Origin of the sequence: Klebsiella ornithinolytica NBRC 105727 = ATCC 31898, assembly GCF_001598295.1 — a bacterium.
GTDB classification, from domain to species: Bacteria; Pseudomonadota; Gammaproteobacteria; order Enterobacterales; family Enterobacteriaceae; genus Klebsiella; species Klebsiella ornithinolytica.
The window spans coordinates 250,820-271,907 of record NZ_BCYR01000006.1; the positions used below are offsets into that span (position 1 = coordinate 250,820).

Annotated in this window: 19 protein-coding genes and 2 pseudogenes; 10 read left to right on the top strand and 11 right to left on the bottom strand. The window is 60.7% G+C overall.

All coding sequences use genetic code 11. The features are described from left to right. The first annotated feature begins 36 nt into the window (after window positions 1-36). Window positions 37-900, top strand: a complete 864-nt coding sequence (locus ROR01S_RS14315) for a MurR/RpiR family transcriptional regulator (protein WP_004857599.1) — start codon at window positions 37-39, stop codon at window positions 898-900. Here ROR01S_RS14315 and ROR01S_RS14320 read toward each other — a convergent pair. From ROR01S_RS14320 to ROR01S_RS14340, 5 genes are all read right to left on the bottom strand, one after another. Further along, window positions 897-1,496: a 2-dehydro-3-deoxy-6-phosphogalactonate aldolase gene (locus tag ROR01S_RS14320; RefSeq protein WP_004857598.1), complete on the bottom strand. Its 600-nt coding sequence runs from the start codon at window positions 1,494-1,496 to the stop codon at window positions 897-899. The two genes, ROR01S_RS14315 and ROR01S_RS14320, sit on opposite strands and share 4 nt — an antisense overlap. Beyond that, on the bottom strand, window positions 1,483-2,355 hold the full coding sequence (locus tag ROR01S_RS14325; protein WP_048024224.1) for a 2-dehydro-3-deoxygalactonokinase: 873 nt from the start codon (window positions 2,353-2,355) through the stop codon (window positions 1,483-1,485). Before ROR01S_RS14325 ends, ROR01S_RS14320 begins: the two co-directional genes overlap by 14 nt. A gap of 10 nt (window positions 2,356-2,365) precedes the next feature. Continuing rightward, on the bottom strand, window positions 2,366-3,853 hold the full coding sequence (locus ROR01S_RS14330; protein ID WP_004857593.1) for a sodium:solute symporter family protein: 1,488 nt from the start codon (window positions 3,851-3,853) through the stop codon (window positions 2,366-2,368). Between the two features lie 174 nt (window positions 3,854-4,027). After that, on the bottom strand, window positions 4,028-4,420 hold the full coding sequence (locus ROR01S_RS14335) for a RidA family protein (RefSeq protein ID WP_004857591.1): 393 nt from the start codon (window positions 4,418-4,420) through the stop codon (window positions 4,028-4,030). Window positions 4,421-4,430: 10 nt separating this feature from the next. Next, on the bottom strand, window positions 4,431-5,870 hold the full coding sequence (locus tag ROR01S_RS14340) for an N-acyl-D-amino-acid deacylase family protein (RefSeq protein WP_048024221.1): 1,440 nt from the start codon (window positions 5,868-5,870) through the stop codon (window positions 4,431-4,433). On the opposite strand from ROR01S_RS14340, the pseudogene ROR01S_RS27255 reads away from it, so the two are divergent. Then, window positions 5,848-5,993 (top strand): annotated as a pseudogene (locus ROR01S_RS27255) (hypothetical protein). The gene ROR01S_RS14340 and the pseudogene ROR01S_RS27255 sit on opposite strands and share 23 nt — an antisense overlap. Before the next feature lie 79 nt (window positions 5,994-6,072). Further along, complete coding sequence (locus tag ROR01S_RS14345; RefSeq protein WP_015585202.1) at window positions 6,073-7,293, top strand: amino acid deaminase; 1,221 nt, start codon at window positions 6,073-6,075, stop codon at window positions 7,291-7,293. A gap of 95 nt (window positions 7,294-7,388) precedes the next feature. Here the strand turns inward: ROR01S_RS14345 and ROR01S_RS14350 are convergent, their stop codons facing one another. The 5 genes from ROR01S_RS14350 to ROR01S_RS14370 form a co-directional block, all read right to left on the bottom strand. Continuing rightward, entirely contained in the window at window positions 7,389-8,399 is a 1,011-nt protein-coding gene (locus tag ROR01S_RS14350; protein ID WP_032716520.1) for an Ldh family oxidoreductase, read from the bottom strand. A gap of 11 nt (window positions 8,400-8,410) precedes the next feature. Next, on the bottom strand, window positions 8,411-10,012 hold the full coding sequence (locus ROR01S_RS14355; protein WP_004857583.1) for an APC family permease: 1,602 nt from the start codon (window positions 10,010-10,012) through the stop codon (window positions 8,411-8,413). A gap of 15 nt (window positions 10,013-10,027) precedes the next feature. Continuing rightward, window positions 10,028-11,632 (bottom strand): aldehyde dehydrogenase (NADP(+)), encoded by a 1,605-nt coding sequence (locus ROR01S_RS14360; protein WP_064359600.1) that lies wholly within the window; start codon window positions 11,630-11,632, stop codon window positions 10,028-10,030. A 14-nt stretch (window positions 11,633-11,646) separates the two neighbouring features. Further along, window positions 11,647-12,567 carry a dihydrodipicolinate synthase family protein gene (locus ROR01S_RS14365; protein ID WP_004857580.1) on the bottom strand — a complete coding sequence of 307 codons (921 nt, stop codon included), beginning with the start codon at window positions 12,565-12,567 and terminating at the stop codon, window positions 11,647-11,649. A 151-nt stretch (window positions 12,568-12,718) separates the two neighbouring features. Then, window positions 12,719-13,546 carry an AraC family transcriptional regulator gene (locus ROR01S_RS14370; protein WP_004857578.1) on the bottom strand — a complete coding sequence of 276 codons (828 nt, stop codon included), beginning with the start codon at window positions 13,544-13,546 and terminating at the stop codon, window positions 12,719-12,721. Window positions 13,547-13,856: 310 nt separating this feature from the next. Between ROR01S_RS14370 and ROR01S_RS14375 the strand changes: the two genes are divergently transcribed. From ROR01S_RS14375 to ROR01S_RS14390, 4 genes and pseudogenes are all read left to right on the top strand, one after another. Then, a complete protein-coding gene (locus ROR01S_RS14375) occupies window positions 13,857-14,804 on the top strand; it encodes a 4-hydroxyproline epimerase (protein WP_064359601.1) in 948 nt (315 codons plus the stop codon). Continuing rightward, window positions 14,801-15,911, top strand: a pseudogene (locus tag ROR01S_RS14380) (NAD(P)/FAD-dependent oxidoreductase). The gene ROR01S_RS14375 and the pseudogene ROR01S_RS14380 overlap by 4 nt, the downstream one beginning before the upstream one ends. Next, complete coding sequence (locus ROR01S_RS14385) at window positions 15,908-16,171, top strand: 2Fe-2S iron-sulfur cluster-binding protein (protein ID WP_015585206.1); 264 nt, start codon at window positions 15,908-15,910, stop codon at window positions 16,169-16,171. Before ROR01S_RS14380 ends, ROR01S_RS14385 begins: the two are co-directional and overlap by 4 nt. Continuing rightward, window positions 16,152-17,417 (top strand): FAD-dependent oxidoreductase, encoded by a 1,266-nt coding sequence (locus tag ROR01S_RS14390; RefSeq protein WP_048024215.1) that lies wholly within the window; start codon window positions 16,152-16,154, stop codon window positions 17,415-17,417. Before ROR01S_RS14385 ends, ROR01S_RS14390 begins: the two co-directional genes overlap by 20 nt. Before the next feature lies 1 nt (window position 17,418). On the opposite strand, the gene hpaR is transcribed toward ROR01S_RS14390, so the two are convergent. Further along, on the bottom strand, window positions 17,419-17,874 hold the full coding sequence (hpaR, locus tag ROR01S_RS14395) for a homoprotocatechuate degradation operon regulator HpaR (RefSeq protein WP_004857572.1): 456 nt from the start codon (window positions 17,872-17,874) through the stop codon (window positions 17,419-17,421). A gap of 289 nt (window positions 17,875-18,163) precedes the next feature. On the opposite strand from hpaR, the gene ROR01S_RS14400 reads away from it, so the two are divergent. The 3 genes from ROR01S_RS14400 to hpaE are packed head-to-tail and all read left to right on the top strand — an operon-like array spanning window position 18,164 to window position 21,020. Then, window positions 18,164-18,796: a fumarylacetoacetate hydrolase family protein gene (locus ROR01S_RS14400; RefSeq protein WP_015585208.1), complete on the top strand. Its 633-nt coding sequence runs from the start codon at window positions 18,164-18,166 to the stop codon at window positions 18,794-18,796. Further along, a complete protein-coding gene (locus tag ROR01S_RS14405; RefSeq protein WP_004857570.1) occupies window positions 18,793-19,557 on the top strand; it encodes a fumarylacetoacetate hydrolase family protein in 765 nt (254 codons plus the stop codon). The genes ROR01S_RS14400 and ROR01S_RS14405 overlap by 4 nt, the downstream gene beginning before the upstream one ends. Further along, window positions 19,554-21,020, top strand: coding sequence for a 5-carboxymethyl-2-hydroxymuconate semialdehyde dehydrogenase (gene hpaE, locus ROR01S_RS14410; protein WP_064359602.1), 1,467 nt, complete (start codon window positions 19,554-19,556; stop codon window positions 21,018-21,020). Before ROR01S_RS14405 ends, hpaE begins: the two co-directional genes overlap by 4 nt. Window positions 21,021-21,088: the final 68 nt, after the last annotated feature.

A 21,088-nucleotide genomic window follows, 5' to 3' on the forward strand; every position in this document is an offset into this window, starting at 1 on the left:
AAAGTATCATGCTAACTTTACCGCCTGGTACTCCCTATGGCCTACTCGATCGATATCATTTCCTGCATCACCGATCGCTTTCTCGAACTGACCGTCACCGAAAAGCGCATCGCCCAGTTTATCCTCGATGATGTCGCCGCGGCGGCAGAGTTACCCATCGCCGAAATCGCCCGTTTGACCAACACCAGCCAGGCTTCGGTGACCCGTTTCGCCCGGGCGTTGGGGTGCAAAGATGTCCGTGAGCTGAAGATGAAGCTCGCGCAGTCTCTGGCTGTCGGTCAGCGCTTTATTCTCGATGTGCCGGATCTCGAAGGCGTGCAGGGCATTTACGAATCCATCATCGGCGTGCTGGAAACCAACCGCCGGGCGCTGGATATTGAGGCGCTGAAGCGCGCCGTCTCCTGGCTGAGCGACGCGCGGCAAATTCTGGCCATCGGCATGGGCGGCGGTTCAACCATCTGCGCCCAGGAGATCCAGTACCGCCTGTTCCGCCTCGGCCTGCCGGTCGTCAGTCAGAACGACGGCCTGCTGGTACGGATGATGAGCTCCGCCGTGACGCCAAAAGACGTGGTGATCGTCCTGTCGCTCGGAGGATATACCAAAGAGATGATTGAAAGCGCGGCTATCGCCAGGCAGTACGGCGCGAAAGTGATTGCGATTACGCCAGCGGGAACGCCGCTGGCCGATCAGGCGGACCTCGTCTTACCGCTGCTGGTACGCGAAAACGACTATATCTTCAAACCCAGCACGTCCCGTTATGCCATGCTGGCGATGGTGGATGTGCTGGCCACCGAACTGGCGATGGCCAACAAACCGCAGGCGAAAGATCGGCTGCGCCGTATCAAGCTGGCGCTCGACAGCCACCGCGGCGGCGTCGACCGTCAGCCGCTGGGTGATTAAACCAGGCTCGCAGCGATAAAGCGTCTGGCCTGCTCCCGGGTCTGTTCCGGCGGCTGCCCGGGGCGATAGAGATCGCTGCCTAATCCCGCCCCCGAACAGCCGGCCTGCACCCAGGTTGCCAGGTTTTCCGGCGTCACGCCGCCAACCGCCAGCACCGGCACGTCAGGCGGCAGCACCGCCTTAAGAGCACGAATATAGTCCGGGCCAAAGCTGGATGAAGGGAAAATCTTCAGCCACTGTGCCCCGGCCTCCAGCGCGCTAAAGGCCTCTGTCGCGGTGGCGCAGCCGGCACAAACCAGCATCCCCTGCTCGACCGCCCGGCGAATCACCGCCGGCTGCGTATTGGGCGTCACGATCAGCTTCGCCCCGGCCTGCGCCAGGATATCAACCTGCCCGACGTTAAGCACCGTCCCTGCGCCAATCACCGCCCGGGCGCCGAACTGCGCCACCATCTGCGGAATACTGCGCTGCCACTCCGGCGAGTTGAGCGGGATTTCGATATAGCGAAAGCCGGCGTCAATCAGCATCTCAATATGCTCCGCCGCCTCTTGCGGACCAATGCCGCGCAAAATCGCGACCAGTTTAAACGTGTTCATGGATAATCCTCGCGATGCCGCGCAGAAATGCCTCATCCCCGCGACAGCAGTTGACCGTCACTCCGTGGGCCGCCATCGCCCGACGATAGCGTTCATTTAGCGCCGGTTCCCCCACCAGCGTGATGTGCGTCGCGCGGTAGCGTTCGCGGAGCGCCGCCACCTCCGCGCCAATCAGGAGACCTGAGAGATAGTCGCTGACCGATGTCGGCGACAGCGCGCCCAGTATCCGCGCGGCGCGGGCGCCGAACAGGTCAACCACCAGCGACGGCGCCTCCCTCCCCTTTTCCAGCCCAAGGGTAAATGCCGCCTCATCCGCCTGCTGGTCGGGAAGCTGTTTACCGATCAGCGACTGGCTAAGCAGCAGATGATGCAGCTCTCCGGTCATCGCGGTGGCGAAGTGGCGCACCACGCCCCGTTCAACCTGCACCCATTTACAGTGCGTACCCGGCATCACGTAGCACGTCGCCGGCGCTATCTGCGATGCGCCAAGCAGCTGCGTCTCCTCCCCGCGCATCACGTTGTAATCCCCGCGCTGTTCTACCTTAAGGCCGGGAACAATCCACACGCCGTCAGCAACGGCAAACAGCTGACGCCCCGGTTCATCAATCGCCGCCGGGCAGGCCAGGTAGGGCACCGCCTGCCAGCCCGCATCGCTACCGATCATTCCGGCCATGACTACCGGTAGCTCCGCGGCTGCACGCCACGGCGTCAGATACCGGTGGAAAACCTCCGCCGGCGATTGTCCGTTGAGCCGCGAGACCCCGAGAGGAAGCTGCATTGTCTCCACGCATTTTCCGTCGCGAATCAGCCAGCCGCGCAGCTGTGTCGAGCCCCAGTCGACGGCAATATAGCTCTTCATTACGCCTCCCTTAGCTCTGCGACGGATGGCGTTTGCCAATCGGCAGCGGCGGTGCCGCCGGACGGCTTTCACGTTCGCGGGTGATCATCTCCAGCGCCTCTTCCCGGCTCATGCTGCTGGCCGGCGTGATCAACGTCACCACCACCGACGCGACCAGGCTGGTGAGTACCGACGGGATACACGGATTGCCCCAGAAGGCCAGCCAGTCGCTGTTCATCAGCACTGCCACCGATGCCCCAGCCCCACCAGCCAGAGCGGCTACCGCCCCCTGCCAGTTAAAGCGCGTCCAGAAACGGCCGAGCATGGTGCAGATGAACATGCCGGACATGATCATCGAGATCATTTTGGTGATGTAGCTGATGATGTCGTTAGAGGTCAGCGCAAACACCAGCGCCAGGGCAATAACCAGCACGAGGAACATTCGCGACAGACGAATCGCTTTCTCCGGCGCGGGCATATGGCCGGTCACAAGGGTATAGAGGTCGCGCAGCATAATAGACACCGCGGCAATCGCATCAGAGCTGCCGGAGGACATATTGGCCGACATCCCGGCAATCAGGATCGCCATCGCCAGCACCGGCGGCAGCACCTGAGTGGCAAACAGGAAGGCAAAACCGCTGTTTTCGAGGTTCGCATTCATGGTCCACACCGCCATGCCGATAATCGCCGGCAGGAAGGAGAAACCGAGGTATAGCAGTCCGGTGATGGTGAAGGACTGGCGCACGGAGGAGACGGTTTTCGCCGAGTAGATACGCTGACGATAGGACGGCGTCGCCAGGACGCCCACGCCAATGACGATCGCCAGCGAGAGCGCGGGCAGCACCCCGAGTTTATCGACGGCAAACAGGCTCTGTGCTGCCGGGTCGACGGCCTGCTGAATATGGCTCCAGCCGCCCACGTGCTGGACGGCAAAAATCGCCATCAAAATAAAACCCACGAACAGCACAATCGATTGAACCGTATCGATCCAGACGACCGCGGAATAGCCGCCAATACCGACATAAACCACAAATGCCAGCGCGATAATGACTTTGGCGACATTAATATCAATACCGCTGGCCCATGCCAGATAGAGCCCGCCACCTAATATATGCGCGCCAAGCCAGCCAATTGAGGCAATAAAAATAAGGATCGCTACCAGGTTTTTAATAATTTTACTGCCACCGGTATAATAGGACATCTCTTCGCTCATAGTCATAAAGCGAAATTTACGTACCGGCGCAAATAACCACGCGACCAGTAAAATGCCCACCGCGCCGCCGAGGCCATACAGCATCCCCGCCCAGCCGTTGCTGTAGCCAAAGCCCACGGCACCCACGCTCGAACCGGTGCCGACCATGGTGCCCACCGTCGAACCCAGCGTCAGAAACATCGGCAGAGAGCGGCCGCCCAGTAAAAAATCATCACCGTTTTTTTGCTTGCGAGAAACATACCAACCTAAGGTAATCATGGCGCAGGCATAAACAGAAAACCAAATCAGGAATGACATATTATTCATTGCTCACATCCAGGCGTAATAAATAATATTCGTACCGCTGAATATTATGAGTTAATCGTAACGATGCCAGAAAAAAGGCAAAGCAACCCTGCTCGCGCCGATTGATGGAGTCAATTTGGCACGATTGTCACATTTTTATGGGTCACTCCCCACCCGGCGGTGGGGAATTCTTATTTACACGCGAGCGACGTTATAGCAGGTCACATCCACTTCGACTTTACAATCCACCACCAGATCGGCAACGCAACAAATGCGTGCGGGGGGATTCTCAGCAAAGAACTCGCGGAACACTTTATTGAATGACTGGAAATAGCGTGAGTCGGTCAGAATCACTTTCACATGCACCACATCCGCCAGGCTGTAGCCTGCTTCGGTCATGATATCGACGCAGTTCTGAATCGCCAGCCGCGACTGCTCAACAATGCCGCCTTCTACCACTTCCCCGTTTTTCATCGGCGTCTGGCCGGAGACATACAGCCAGCCCCCGGCTTCAACCGCCCGCGCGAAGGGCAGATGCTGCCCGCCGGTTCCGGTCCCGCCTTCAACGCCATAACGTTTGATACTCATATTCCGCTCCTTAGTCCATCTGGCGACGCAGGAAACGCCCTGCGCGCCCGGTAATTTTTTTATCGCTACCGTAGCTCATGATGCCGTTCACCATCACCGCTTCGATCCCTTCCGCGGGCTGTTTCGGGTCGGAGAAGCTGGCCACATCACGCACCGTCAGCGGATCGAACAGCACCAGATCGGCAAAATAACCGACTTTCACCAGCCCGCGCTGCGCCAGCCGGAAGCGCGCTGCCGACAGGCCGGTCATTTTGTGAATCGCCGTGGTCAGCGGAAACAGCTGCTCATCACGGCTGTAATGGCCAAGCACCCGGGGAAAAGCGCCCCATAAACGCGGATGCGGCATCGGGTCGTTGGGCAACCCATCGGAGCCGATCATCGTGACGGGATAACGCATCACCCGCCGGACATCCTGCTCATCCATGTTGTAGTAGATAGCCCCGGCAGGCATCAGCTGCGCCGCCGCCTCATGCAGGCTCATCTGCCACGCATCGGCAATCTGCTTAAGCGTTTTTCCCGCCTGTTCCGGCCGGGATTCCGACCAGGTGATCACAATATCGAACTCATCGGTGACCTGTTTCATATCCAGCGTTGAGGAGCTGGCGGAATACGGGTAGCAGTCGCAGGCAATCTCCTGGCGCTGGCGCATCTCATCGAAGAAGGCCAGCGTCTCCCGCGTGCGTCCCCAGTTCTTTGCCCCGGCGCATTTATGATGTGAAACCACCACCGGGACGTTGCCGTGACGCCCGATGCGGAACGCTTCGTCGAGAGCATCCAGAATAGGTTCAAATTCAGAACGCAGATGGGTCGTATAAATGCCCTTCTCCGCCGCCAGCTCTTCCGCCAGCGCCATCACCTCTTCGGTGGTGGACTGGAAAGCGCTGGCATAGGCCAACCCGGTGCTCAGGCCAAGCGCTCCCTGGCGTAACGCATCGCGCAGCTGGACGCGCATCCCGGCAATCTCGCCCTCCGTTGCCGGACGGAACAGATCGTCCATATGGTTATTACGCAGCGCGGTATGACCAATCAGCGTCCCGACGTTGAGCGACGGCCGGGCCGCTTCCACAGCGTGCGCGTATGCTTCAACGGTGGGATAGATAAACTGCGCCTGTTCACCCAGCAGGTTCATCGGATCAGGAACATCGCCGCGCATTGTCGCCATCGCCGCGCTGATCCCGCAATTCCCGACAATAACCGTCGTCACGCCCTGGCTCAGTTTTGGCAGATACTCCGGAATACGAATGACGTTGATATCGTCATGGGTATGCACATCAATAAACCCCGGCGCCAGCACGCGCCCCTCGCCGTCAATCTCGCGGTCAGCCGCCACATTCAGCGCCGGCGCGATGTCGACAATACGATCGCCCTTCACCGCCACGTCGCCGCGATACTGCGGTCCGCCGCTTCCATCAATCACCGTGACGTTCTTGAAAAGCCAGTCAACCTTCATTTGCAATTACTCCCTTTCGACTATGCCGACAAGTTAACCATTTACAAGGTGAAAAAACAGTGGAAAACTACGCAAAACCCAGATCATTTTGTGATACTTTTATTCACAACGGATAATATTTAAGTATTAAAACAATTAATATCAACAAGTTATATATGATACCCATCTAAAACCCGTACCTGAACCTTGAAAGGATAGTGTTATGAAATACCACTCCGATACGCTTGTCCCGCATAAATCCGCCGTCATGGCCTGCCCGGCCAACCTGCTGGCTGAAGAGGTCTGCCTGCCCGCGGCGCTGGTGAAAAAAACAGCGCTGGAAAATAACATTGCCTGGATGCAGCGCTATGCCGATACCCGCGGCGTCTCGCTGGCGCCGCACGGGAAAACGACGATGACGCCATGGATTTTTCAGGCCCAGCAGCGGGCGGGAGCATGGGGTATCGGGGTGGGAAGCGCCTGGCAGGCCAGCGCAGCGATGGCCAGCGGAATTGAGCGCGTCTTAATGGTCAATCAGCTGGTCGGTCAGGCCAACATGCAGGTGGTTTCACAACTGAAGGCCCACTACCGGGCGGTGGATTTTCTCTGCTGCGTGGATAGCCTGGCGAATGCCCGCACTCTGTCGGCGTTCTTCAGCGCGCGCCAGCAAACGCTGGATGTTCTCATTGAGCTGGGCGTTCCCGGCGGGCGCTGCGGCTGCCGGAGCGTGGACGCGGCGCTGGCGCTGGCCCAGGAGGTCGCCACGCTACCGGGCCTGACGCTTCGCGGGCTGGAACTGTACGAAGGGGTGCTGCACGGCGACGATCCGCAGCCGCAGGTTGAAGCGCTGCTGCGTCAGGCCGCCGGGCTCGCCTGCCAGATGGCGCCGCTGGTTGAGGGTGAGTTTATTCTGACCGGCGCGGGGACCGTCTGGTATGACGTGGTGTGCAACGTGTGGCTGGCCGCACAGAAGCCGGATCGCTGCCGGGTGGTGATCCGACCGGGCTGTTACATCACTCATGATATGGGGATCTATGAGATTGCCCGGCAGGAACTGATCGCCCGCGATCCGATCGCCTGCGATCTCGGCGGCGACCTGACCTCTGCGCTGGAGCTGATGGCGATGGTGCAGTCGGTCCCGGAGGCGGATCGCGCGGTGGTCAATTTCGGCAAGCGCGACTGCGCCTTCGATGCCGGACTCCCACAGCCTGTCGCCCACTATCGCCACGGCAAAGCATTACCGCTGCAGGCCGACGAGATAGTCAGCGTCGGGATTATGGATCAGCACTGCATGCTGCGCCTGGCGCCGGGCTGCGATGTGCAGGTCGGCGATATTGTGCTGTTTGGCACCTCTCATCCGTGTCTGACCTTCGATAAGTGGAAAACCCTGCTGCTGGTGGATGACGAGTACAACGTGCTCGAGGAGCTGGACACCTTGTTCTGATGACGTTTACGGTTAGCGGCTGACGTCTTATTCGGTTGCCAGAAACCACCGCTCTCCTGTCGCCCAAGGCCCCGATAACTCCGCGGGCGGTTCAACTACTCGCTCAACGCGGAAATCTCATCAAACAACGAACGGCTAATGGTGACGCCCTGGCATTCACTCTCCTGGCGGCAGAGATAGCGCCGTTCGCCCGGGAGTCTCGCCCCTTGCGCCTGCATGCTGTTAAACAGCGTCTCCGCGCGAGCCAGATGTGCATCAGCCTCCGCACCGAGGAACCGCTGCGGATCCAGCGCCAGAATCAGCTCGCCGCCGTAGGGTAGCCCGCCCGCGCCACCGTCCCACGCCAGCGATTCCGCGCTGGTCATGTCGCCAATCAGCGGCCCGGCAAGCAGCTCGACCATCGCCGCCAGCGCCGATCCTTTATAGCCACCAAAGGTCAGCATCGCCCCGGCCAGCACCGCTCCGGCGTCCGTAGTCGGCTGGCCCTGACGATCAATCCCCCATCCTTTCGGCAACGCTTTCCCGGCACGTTGATGCAGTTGAATCTCGCCGCGCGCCGCCACGCTGGTGGCCATATCAAAAATAAACGGCGGCTTATCCCCCCGCGGCCAGCCAAAGGCGACAGGATTGGTGCCAAACAGCGGCAGGCTGCCGCCTGCAGGCGCCACCCATGCATGGCCCGGCGTGCAGGCCAGCCCGACCAGGCCGGCATCCGTCAACGGTTCGATATCGGCAAACAGCGCCGAAAAATGCACGCAGCGGTTGATGGCCAGCGCGGCGATACCGCTGCGGCGCGCCTTCTCCACCAGCAGCGGCAGTGCCCGCTCAAACGCCAGCAGCGAAAACGCGCCGCCGGCATCGACGCGCACAATCCCCGGCGCCCGATCGTCAATCTGCGGTTCGGCATCCGGGGAGACCTTACCTTTACGCAGGGTGTCCACGATCCCCAGTAGCCGCCACAGGCCGTGGGAAGCGCAGCCATCACGCTCCCCGCCGGTGACGTTGCGTGCTACCGCCGCCGCGTGATCCTCGCTGAATCCATTAGCGCTCAGCGCCCGCATCGCCAGCGCATAAGCTTCGGGTAACGACAGGGTTACCGTTTCCATGACCTTCTCCTCTACTCTTCTTCGTCTCCGCTAAAATTAGCCTGGGGGAGACAGCTGCGCGCGCCCCAGTAATAAATTCCCAGCGACATCACCGCTACCAGCACCGTATCCCAGGGGTGAGCTATCTCATTAGTACCACCAAAACTGCCCAACCAGGAAAAGAGCATGATCAGCGCATAGAAGACGATCAGCCACAGCGAGGATTTCACCTGTTGCGCCAGGCTGACGGTATGTACCGGCACTTTGCCTTTGCACAGGATGTAGACCACAAACATGACGATTTGCAGCCCCAGCAGCCAGGAGAGCGTGGTCCAGCCGGACCAGTAGACGATCAGCGCGGAGATCATAAACGACACCGGTCCAATAATCGCGAACGCCCGCACGCGGAAGGGACGCGGCAGATCCGGCGCGTTACGGCGCAGCCCTGCGGCGGTCACCGGCGCGATCGCATAGCTCAACACCAGCGCGGCCGAGACCACGCTGATCAGCTGCTCCCAGGAGGGGAACGGCAGCGTCCAGAAGATGGACAGACCGAAGGTCAACCACAGGGCCGGACGCGGAATGCCGGACTCTTTATCAATGTGGGTAAAGGCTTTAAAAAAGGTTCCGGCTTTCGCCCAACCGTAGATAACGCGCGGCGTGGCGTTCATGTAAATATTGCCGGTGCCGCTCGGGGAGATGATCGCGTCGCTAATCACCATAAAGGCCAGCCAGCCCATACCGAGAGTGATAGCGATATCGCGATACGGCAGCGAGAACTGTTTACTCACTTCCGCCCAGCCGCCGCTTAACATTTCCGTCGGAATGCTGCCGAGAAACGCCAGCTGCAGCAGCACATAGATAATGGTCGATAGCACCACCGACAGAATCAGCGCCACCGGGATCGTGCGCTGCGGATGCTGAACCTCGCTGGCAACGGAAATAATCGGCGTCAGCCCCAGATAGGCAAAGATAATCCCGCCGGCGCTGATCGCCGCTTCCACCCCGGACATCCCAAACGGCGCAATCCCCTGAGTATGCAGGTTTTCCGGCTTAAAGAAGGTGAACAGGGTAATCACTACCAGCAGCGGCACCAGAAACTTCAGCACGCTGATAAAGTTATTCGAGCGGGCAAAGGTTTTGACGCTGTAGTAGTTAAGCGCAAAGAAAAAGCACAGCAGCAGGAACTGCACCACCCAGCCCAGCAGAGTCGGCGAGCTGGATCCCGGCTGGGTCAGCGCCGGGAACCAGGCGGCGGCATACTGACGGGCGGCGACAATTTCGATAGAAATCAGGCTTGAGAAGGCAATCAGCGTAATAAAGCCGAGCAGATACCCCATCAGCTCACCGTGCGAAAAGACCGGATAACGGATAATCCCCCCTGCGCGCGGCAGCGCCGCCCCCAGTTCGCAGTAAACGATGCCCAGCAGCAAAACCGCAAAGCCGCCGATCACCCAGGAGGCGATCCCGGCGGGCCCGGCAATCGACGCGACGTGGCTGGCGGCAAAGAGCCAGCCGGAACCAAAAATCGCCCCCAGGCCAATAAACGTCAGATCGGTTAAGGTCAGCTGCTTTTTAAACTTACCCGACTCAGCAACGCGGGTTTGACTGTTATGCGTAGTGTGAATAGTCATCGTGATGCCCTTCCGTCAACATGAGGGGGAAATCGCTTCCCGGGTCCACTGGCCGTTCACCAGGCGCAGCAGGTTTAAAGGGTTAGCATCCTGCAAGGCCGGCGGCAGCAACGCGGCAGGGGCGTTCTGCAGACAAACCGGCCGCAGAAAACGTTCGATCGCCCGGGTCCCAACCGATGTGCCGCGCGCGTCGGTGGTGGCCGGCCAGGGGCCGCCGTGCACCATCGCATCGCACACTTCCACGCCGGTGGGATAGCCGTTGAACAGCACCCGTCCGGCTTTATCGCTGAGCAGCGGCAGCAGACGCGCCGCCAGGGGACGATCGTCCGCATCGGCATGCAGCGTCGCCGTCAGCTGTCCCTGCAGCGTACTGACCAGCGCCATCATCTGCGTCTCGTCCGCCACTTCCACCAGTACCGACAGCGGGCCAAACACCTCGGTTTGCAGCACGCTATCCGGCGCCATGAACGCCTCCGCCGTCGCCAGGTACAACAACGCCTGCGCCCGCGGGCCGCCGGCCGCTTCACCGCTGGCCAGCCGCTGCACACCCGGACAGGCGTCGAGCGTCTCGACACCGGCGCGATAGTGTTGCAGGGTCGGCGCATTGAGCAGAACCTGAGCGGGCGCGGCCTGAACCTGTTCACATAACGCGGCAGTAAAGCGCGTCAGCCCTTCGCCCTTGAGCGCCAGAATCAACCCTGGGCGAGTACAAAATTGCCCGCCGCCGAGGGTAAACGACGCCACCAGATCTTTGGCCAGCGACGCCGCGCGCGCGGCGAGCGCCTGGGGCAGAATAATCAGCGGATTAATCGCCGACATTTCCGCAAACAGCGGGATTGGCTGCGGGCGCTGCTGCGCCAGCTGGAGTAGCGCTTTCCCCCCCGTCAGCGAGCCGGTGAATCCCACCGCCTGAATCGCCGGATGGCGCACCAGTTCGGCCCCGATATCGGTACCAAAAATCATGTTGAACACCCCGCCGGGCAAGGCGCATTTCTCCACCGCCCGCACAATGGCCTGCGCCGTCTGCTCTGCAGTTGCCATATGTCCGGGATGAGCCTTAACCACCACCGGGCAACCGGCCGCCAGCGCCGAGGCGGTATCGCCGCCGGCGGTAGAAAAGGCCAACGGAAAGTTGCTGGCGCCGAATACCGCAACCGGGCCAAGCGCCACCTGATACTGGCGCAGATCCGCTCGCGGTAAGGGTTGACGCGCCGGCAGCGCCGTATCAATGCGCGCCCCCAGAACATCGCCGCGGCGTAACAGACCGGCAAACATCCGCAGCTGACCGCTGGTGCGTGCCCGCTCGCCCTGTAAACGCGCCAGCGGCAGCGCGGTCTCAGCATGGGCAATGGCAAAAAAGCTCTCGCCCAGCCCGTCCAGTTCATCGGCAATGGTCTCCAGAAAGCGCGCGCGCGTCTCTGGCGAGGTTCCGGAATAGGCGGCAAAAGCCTGCGCCGCCGCCTGCGCCGCCAGTGCGGCCTCCTCCCGGGAGGCCGGATAAAAACGGTGGCCGGTGGCCTCGCCGTCCGCAGCCTTCAGGCTGAGGAGCGTGGCTTCGCCGCTGGCGACGCGGCGCCCGGCGATAAACTGCCGACCCACCGTCATTTCTGTTTCGCTCATCGTCGCTCCCCGCCTCACAGGCCCACGTCCGGCAGCACAGGACGCGTCGCCAGCGCCTGTTCCACGATGTTCACCACCTGCTGACGGGTCTCCCCTTCCAGCGCCAGACGCGGCGGACGGGTGACGGCGCTGCCGCGTCCCAGCAGCTCTTCGCACAGCTTGATGCACTGCACCAGATCCGGACGCGCATCGAGGTGCAGCAGCGGCATAAACCAGCGATACAGCGCCATGGCTTCGTCATAGCGTTTCTGTGCGGCAAGACGGAACAGGGTTTCGCCTTCGCGCGGGAAAGCGTTCGACATGCCGGAAATCCACCCTTCCGCGCCCACGGCGATGCTCTCCACCACCACATCATCCAGCCCGGCAAACAGCACGAAGCGGTCGCCGACGGTGTTACGCAGATCGACGAAACGACGGGTGTCCCCGGATGAGTCTTTGAAGCAGACGATATTGTCGCAATCGGTGAGGGTGGCGAGGATATCTGGCGTGACATCGTTCTTGTAAATCGGCGGGTTGTTATAAACCATAATCGGCAGGTCGGTGGCGGTGGCCACGCTGCGGAAGTGGGCGGCGGTTTCGTGCGGCTTCGAGGAGTAGACCAGCGCCGGCATCACCATAATTCCGTCGACGCCAACGCGCTCGGCCTCTTTCGCCATCTTCTGCGCAAACGCGGTAGTGAACTCGGCGACCCCGGCGATCACCGGAATTTTGCCGCCCGCCGCATCCTTCGCCACTTCAATAATCTGCAGTTTTTCCTCGGTTGTCAGCGAGGTGTTTTCCCCGACGCTGCCGCACACCACCAGCCCGGAGACGCCGTCTCTGACCAGGTTTTTCATCACCGCATGGGTGGCATCTAAATCGAGGGAGTAATCTTGACGAAACTGCGTGCTGACTGCCGGAAATACGCCGCTCCAGTGAATCGCTTTTTTGCTCATGCTCGGTTCCTTGTCGTCATTTTGTTAAGTCAAAGTGAATGAATGGTGAATTTTCACTGACAGATTGACGTTTCATGGACCCGGCGGCTTGTCGGTTTTCTTCCAATACGATGACGAAATTAGCACAGTCGCAAAAAGTGTGAGCCGACGATTATCCCGCCAGCGTCAGGCGAAAATCGCGCGGCGTGGAGCCGGTCATCGCTTTAAATTGACGGCTGAAGGCGCTGTGATCGGTATAGCCGCACTGCAGCGCAATATCGGTAATCGGCGTCTCTCCCGCCAGCAGCTCGGTGGCTTTTTCGAGGCGGACCTTGTGGATCATTTGCCGCGGCGTGAGGTGAAAGATCCGTTTGCAATAGCGTTCGATCTGCGCCACGGACATGCCGCTTAACCCGGTCAGCTCTTCCATGGTGATCGGGCGATGGTAGTGGCGACGAATATGATCATCGACGATCGCCAGCCGCTGCCAGGCAGGATGTCGGGCATGCGCCTCCTGAAGATCGTGCGAGATCCCTGCCATGCCGATCACCTGGCCGTGAACATCGCGCAGCGCCAGCTTTTGCGTCAGACACCAGCCGCGTTCACGCCCGTTATAGAGGTGCATTTCGAGCTGGTCGCGCAGGGTCACCCCCTCTCTCAACACCCGCAGATCCTGTTCGGTATAGCCCTGCCCCAGCGCCGATGGAAAGACGTCGGCCGAGGTTTTGCCTAACAGCGAGGAGACGCTTTTAAAGCCGCAGCGACGAGCCAGCGTCAGGTTCGCCAGCAGGTAGCGCGCCTGGGCATCTTTGATAAAAAAAACCACATGGGGAATCGCGTTCAGCAGCGGCGCGATGAGCGCCAGCGCATTGAGCAACGATGGCATGTTTTCCGGGCGCTGGCGCGCCAGCCCTTCGCAAATCTGGCTCAGCTCATCCACGGCCAGATCCGTATCCTCAACCGGAGCGTGCTCCGAAGCAGCAGCAGTAACACAGAACATAAGGCTTCCTCATGGCGGGTGACGGGAGGATATTTATTCACCTTTTGGTAACACATCAAGCGGCAATACCGCGTTTTGCGATCCTGACTCCGGTTTATATTTTCCCCTGAGTACGCCGCTGGCGCGATCGCGACTTTCGGTTTACCACAGCAATAAGCGAATGATTAATAAGAAATAACTATGTCATTCATAAACAGGCGCCGCCGTTTATTGTGCCGATTTCGTCATTTTCTCTGGCGAAAGCGTTCAAGCCGGAGGCGGTCTGTTGCGCCAGCATGATGAAACAAATCATTAACCTCCGGAGATAGCCATGACTGCGCCACGTCACCCCATTGAACTCAGAGCCATTGATTCTCATACCGGCGGCGAACCGACCCGCCTGATTGTGGACGGTTTTCCGGATCTCGGTAACGGCAGCATGGCGGAGCGCCGCGAACGTTTCGCCCGCGAATTCGATCGCTGGCGCCAGGCGGTTATCCTGGAGCCGCGCGGCAACGATGTGCTGGTGGGGGCGCTGCTGTGCAAGCCGGTCTCACCGCAGGCAACCGCCGGGGTGATTTTCTTCAACAATGCCGGCTTTCTGAACATGTGTGGGCATGGCACCATCGGGCTTATCGCTTCGCTGGCATGGCTTGGTCGCATCAAGCCTGGCACCCATCTGATTGAAACGCCGGTGGGCAACGTCAGCGCAACGCTACATGAAGATGGCAGCATCTCGGTGGAGAATGTTCCGGCCCGGCGCGGTAAAAAACAGCTCAGCGTCAGCACATCGGTGGGAACCGTCACCGGTGATATTGCCTGGGGAGGCAACTGGTTTTTCCTCATCAACGATCATCCCTTCACCCTCGAACCCGCCCAAATTCCGCAGCTTACCGAGTATGCGTGGGCCGTACGTGCAGGGCTGGAAGCCGCCGGGATCCGCGGCGATGACGGCGGCGAAATCGACCATATCGAACTCTTTGCCGACGCCGCCGATGCCGACAGCCGCAGTTTCGTACTGTGCCCGGGGAAAGCCTGGGATCGCTCGCCGTGCGGCACCGGAACCAGCGCCAAACTGGCCTGTCTGGCCGAAGATGGCAAGCTGCAGCCCGGCGAACTCTGGCGCCAGGCCAGTATTATCGGCAGTCAGTTTACCGCCAGCTATACGCGCAGCGACGCCGGTATCATTCCGACGATCCGCGGCGAAGCCTGGGTTTGCGGCGATACCCGGCTGATCCTCAACCCGGACGATCCCTTCTGCTGGGGGATCGTGTCGTGAACCACGGCGATGTCATCGTGATCGGTGCCGGGATCGTCGGCGCCGCCTGCGCATGGCAGCTGGCGAAACGCGGGCAAAAAGTGATTTTGCTCGACGATCGCCAGCCGGGCGCCACTGCAGCCGGCATGGGCCATCTGGTGTGTATGGATGACGATCCCGCCGAACTCGCGCTCTCCGCCTGGTCACTGGCATGCTGGCGCACCCTCACGCCGCGGATGCCCGAGCGCTGCGCCTGGCGCGGCTGCGGCACTCTGTGGCTGGCGGAAACTCCCCAGGAGCTGGAGATTGCCCGGGAGAAGCAGCGGCGAATGGCCGCATATCAGGTCTCCAGCGAGATGCAGACCCCCACACAGTTGATGCAGCGAGAACCGCTGCTGCGTGCCGGCCTGCAGGGTGGGCTGTGGGTGCCCGGCGACGGTATCGTCTATGCCCCTGAAGTCGCGCGCTGGTTTATCGCCGACGCGGGAGACAACCTGACCTGTCTCAGCGAAGGCGCCACGGAAATCGCCGAGCCGGCGGTGACGCTGACCAGCGGAAAACGGCTGCGGGCGCCGGCTATCGTGGTCGCCTGCGGCCTCGGCGCCAATGGGCTGCTGGGGGAAAACTGGCTGCGGCCCAAGAAAGGTCAGCTGGCGATCACCGACCGCTACGGCCCGTTACTCCATCATCAGCTGGTCGAACTGGGCTACGGCGCCAGCGCCCACGGCGGCGGCACCTCGGTGGCGTTTAACGTGCAGCCGCGCCCCACCGGACAGCTGCTGATCGGCTCTTCGCGGCAGTTTGATCACTCAGAACGCCAGCTGGATTTGCCGCTGCTGGCACAGATGCTCGACCGTGCCCGGCACTTCCTGCCCCCCCCTCGCCGGGCTGAATATTATCCGCTGCTGGAGCGGCTTTCGCGCCGCATCAGAGGACGGAAATCCTCTGATTGGTCCCCACCCGTCACGTCCCGGTCTGTGGCTGGCGCTGGGTCATGAAGGGCTCGGCGTCACCACCGCCCCCGCCAGCGCGGCGCTACTCGTCGCCCAGCTATTGGGCGAACGCAGTCCGTTAGCCCCCGACGCGTGGCTCCCGGCCCGCCTGCTGAAAAAAGAGGCTATCGCATGAGCCAGACTATCCCGGTGATGATTGAAGGTGAAAAACGCGATGTGCCGGTGGGAATCAGCGTCGCGGCAGCGCTGTCATTGACGGCGAATCCCACCACACGCATAGCCGTCGGCGGCCAGCCCCGCGCCCCTTTTTGCGGCATGGGCATTTGCCAGGAGTGTCGGGTGACCGTCAACGGACGGCGGGTACTGGCCTGCCAGACGCTGTGCCAGCCCGGAATGACGATTGAAAGGAGCTGCCATGCAAACCCTGCGTTGTGACATTCTGATTCTCGGCTCCGGCCCGGCGGGTCTCGCCGCCGCGCTGGCGGCCGCATCCTGCGGTAAGCAGGTCGTGATCCTCGACGATAATCCGCGCCCCGGCGGGCAGATCTGGCGCGAGGGTCCGCAGGTGCAGCTCCCTGCTCTGGCACGCCGCTACCGGGAAGCCGTTGCCGCGGAGAAAAACATCACCTCGCTGAACGGCGCCCGGCTTATCGCCCGCCCTTCGGCACATCGCGTCCTGTTCGAAACCGCCGACGACAGCGGGGTTGTCGAATGGCAAAAACTGATCCTCTGCTGCGGCGCACGCGAACTCTCGCTGCCTTTCCCCGGCTGGACGCTGCCCGGCGTCACCGGCGCCGGGGGGTTACAGGCGCAAATTAAACACGGTCTGACGCTGCGGGGGCAAAAGGTGGTGATTGCCGGCAGCGGTCCGCTGCTGCTGGCGGTGGCCGCAACGGTGAAAAAAAGCGGAGGTGAAGTTCGACAAATTGTTGAGCAGGCCCCGCTCAGCGCCTTACTGCGTTTTGGCAGCAGCCTGTGGCGCTGGCCGGAAAAACTTCGCCAGCTGGCCACCCTCGCCCCGCGACGCTATCTCAGCGGTAGTCAGGTGATTCGCGCCCATGGCGAGACGCAGCTTGAAGCCATTACGCTGCGCGATGCTCGCGGCGTAGAGCGGACAATCGCCTGCCAGCGGCTGGCTATCGGTTACGGCCTGGTACCCAATATTGAAACCGCGCTGCACTTCGGCTGCACGATAGCTGACGAGGCAATAGCGGTGAATCGCTGGCAGCAGACCAGCGTCGCCAACATCTACGCCGCGGGCGAATGCACCGGCTTCGGTGGCAGCGAACTGGCGCTGGCAGAGGGTGAAATTGCCGGCTTTGCGGCAGCTGACGCCGAGGCTTGCGCCCAGGCCCACTTTGCCCGTCGCGAGCGCTGGCAGACATTTGCTCAGGCGGTCAACCGCACATTCACCCTGGCAGAGAGCCTGAAAAACGCCTCCACGCCGGATAGCCTGCTGTGCCGCTGTGAAGATGTGCGCTGCGGCGAAGTAGCCGATGCCGATAGCTGGCACCAGGCAAAACTGACCCGCCGCTGCGGAATGGGCGCCTGTCAGGGGAAAACCTGCGCGACCACCGCCCGCTGGCTGTACGGCTGGCCGCTACCGCAGCCGCGCGAACCGCTCTCTCCCGCCAGAACCGAAACCCTTATCGCGCTGGCCGACCCCCGAACGATGCGCTGATCTACTCTTCCTCATCACTTTCATCACTGCGCCCGGCGCCCTGACGGTTGCCGAGCGCAATAAACTCTTCCAGCAGCGCGGTCAGCTGCTGCATCTTTTCACTGGTGAACTGCGCTTCAATCAGGCGATAGGCCTCTTCCACCTGCGCCTGCGCGCTTTCATACAGCGTGTAGCCCGCCGGCGTCAGCGAAATATACAACTTGCGCTGATCGTTGACCGGCTTGAGACGCAGCACCAGACCGTCGCGCTCCATACGGGTCAGAATACCGGTCAGGCTGGGGCGCAGGATGCAGGCGCGGAACGCCAGATCGTGAAAGTCCATCGACGGATTTTCCGCAAGGATGCGCACAATACGCCACTGCTGCTCGGTGAGATTATGGCGTTTAACGATCGGTCGGAAATGGCCCATCGCCGCTTCCCGCGCCTGCAACAACGCAATGGTTAACGAATCATGCATCACATACCCTCAACATCGCACTCTTATGTTTATTAATAAGTTAATAATTAGCGCCTATCCTGCCATGACGCAACCGGTTTCTGCACCTGAAAAGTACCAGCCGAGACAACAAAAAACCATAACAAACTGATTAATAACATATAAAATTTTATACTGTAAATTTATTGTTAATCAGATCACAAAACATTCACTTCTGTTTGCCAAACCCCGCCACAAGGAATAAAAGATGATCATTAACATATTAATGAATATCCCTTAGCATCCGACATCAGTACCAGAGGAGTGGTGAATGAAAGGTACCATCTTCGCCGTTGCGCTCAACCATCGCAGCCAGCTTGACGCCTGGCGCGATGCGTTCCAACAGGCCCCTTACAAAACGCCGCCGAAAACCGCGGTCTGGTTTATCAAACCCCGCAATACCGTCATCGGTGCCGGCGAGGCAATTCCCTATCCGCAGGGTGAAACCGTGCAGAGCGGCGCAACCGTCGCGCTGATTGTCGGCAAAACCGCGCGTAAGGTTTCCGCCGACGCCGCCGCCTCTTTTATCGCCGGCTATGCGCTGGCCAATGACGTCAGCCTGCCGGAAGAGAGTTTTTACCGCCCGGCGATTAAGGCCAAATGCCGCGATGGCTTCTGCCCGATCGGTTCCCTCGCCCCGGTGGATAGCGTGGACAATCTGACCATCATCACTGAAATCAACGGCCGCGAGGCCGACAGCTGGAATACCGGCGATCTACAGCGCAATGCCGCCGAACTGTTAAGCGCGCTGAGCGAGTTTGCCACCCTGAATCCCGGCGATGCCATTCTGATCGGCACCCCTCACGCCCGCGTCACGCTGCAGCCCGGCGATCGCGTGCGGATCCTCGCCGAAGGTTTCCCGGCGCTGGAAAACCCGGTTGTTGCAGAAGGAGAGCTGGCATGAAACAGGCACGTATTGAATGGCAAGGCGCTCGCTACGACGTACAGGTCGATGAACGCGACCAGGTTCGCCTCGCCGATGGCACCCTGCTTCAAGCAGGCGACTTTCGCTGGCTGCCTCCCGCCGACGGAACGCTGTTCGCGCTGGGTCTGAACTATGCCGACCACGCCAGCGAGCTGGAGTTTAAGCCGCCGGAAGAGCCGCTGGTCTTTATCAAAGCGCCGAACACCTTTATCGGTCATGAACAAGAGTCGGTACGCCCGGACAACGTGGAGTACATGCATTACGAAGCCGAACTGGTGGTGGTGATAGGCAAAACCGCGCGCCGCGTCGCCGAAGCCGATGCCATGGACTATGTCGCCGGCTACACCGTCTGTAATGACTACGCCATTCGCGACTATCTGGAAAATTACTACCGGCCGAATCTGCGGGTAAAAAGCCGCGACACCCTGACCCCCATCGGGCCGTGGATCGTGAGCAAAGAGGCGATCCCGGATCCGCATAACCTGACTCTGCGCACCTGGGTCAACGGCGAGCTGCGCCAGCAGGGCACGACGGCCGATCTGATCTTCAGCATCCCGTTCCTGATCGCTTACCTGAGTGAATTCATGACCCTGCAACCGGGCGACATGATCGCCACCGGCACGCCGAAAGGGCTGTCCGACGTGGTGCCGGGTGACGAAGCGATCGTCGAAGTCGAAGGCGTCGGCCGCCTGGTCAACCGCATCATCAGCCAGCAAGCGTATGAGGAGAAGCTGTCATGAAAAAAATTAACCATTGGATCAACGGCAAAAACGTCGCGGGCGCAGAATATTTCCATACCACCAACCCGGCCACCGGCGAAGTGCTGGCGGAAGTCGCCTCCGGCGGTGAAGCCGAAGTGAATCAGGCCGTTGCCGCCGCGAAAGAAGCGTTCCCGAAATGGGCCAACCTGCCGATGAAAGAGCGCGCGCGCCTGATGCGCCGCCTGGGCGATCTGATTGACCAGAACGTCCCGGAGATCGCGGCGATGGAAACCGCCGATACCGGCCTGCCGATTCATCAGACCAAAAATGTGCTGATCCCGCGCGCTTCGCACAATTTCGAGTTTTTCGCCGAAGTGTGCCAGCAGATGAACGGCAAGACCTATCCGGTTGACGACAAGATGCTCAACTACACCCTCGTGCAGCCGGTCGGCGTATGCGCGCTGGTGTCGCCGTGGAACGTGCCGTTTATGACCGCCACCTGGAAGGTCGCGCCGTGCCTGGCGCTGGGCAATACCGCGGTGCTGAAGATGTCTGAGCTGTCGCCGTTGACCGCCGATCGTCTGGGCGAACTGGCGCTGGAAGCCGGTATTCCGGCCGGCGTACTCAACGTGGTGCAGGGCTACGGCGCCAGCGCCGGCGATGCCCTGGTGCGTCATCACGACGTCCGCGCAGTGTCGTTTACCGGTGGTACCGCCACCGGGCGCAACATCATGAAAAATGCCGGCCTGAAGAAGTACTCCATGGAGCTGGGCGGTAAATCACCGGTGCTGATTTTTGAAGATGCCGATATCGAGCGCGCGCTGGATGCCGCCCTGTTCACCATCTTCTCAATCAACGGCGAACGCTGTACCGCCGGGTCGCGCATCTTCATTCAGCAGAGCATCTACCCGGAATTCGTTAAACGCTTTGCCGAACGCGCTAACCGCCTGCGCGTCGGCGATCCGACCGATCTGAATACCCAGGTCGGGGCGCTGATCAGCAAGCAGCACTGGGAAAAAGTCTCCGGCTATATTCGCCTCGGCATCGAGGAAGGCGCCACCCTGCTGGCCGGCGGCCCGGACAAGCCGTCCGATCTGCCTGCGCATCTGCAAGGCGGCAACTTCCTGCGTCCGACGGTGCTGGCGGACGTCGATAACCGCATGCGCGTCGCGCAAGAAGAGATTTTTGGCCCGGTGGCCTGCCTGCTGCCGTTTAAAGACGAAGCGGAAGGGCTGCGCCTGGCGAACGACATCGAGTATGGCCTGGCGTCCTACATCTGGACCCAGGACATCAGCAAAGTGCTGCGTCTGGCGCGCGGTATTGAAGCCGGCATGGTGTTCGTCAATACCCAGAACGTCCGCGACCTGCGCCAGCCGTTTGGCGGCGTGAAAGCCTCCGGCACCGGCCGCGAAGGCGGCGAGTACAGCTTTGAAGTGTTCGCCGAAATGAAAAACGTCTGTATTTCCATGGGTGACCATCCGATCCCGAAATGGGGCGTATAACCGTCATCCGTCGAGCCGCACCCTGGCGGGTTGCGGCTCATACTATTCAGGTTATGTAAGGAGAACAC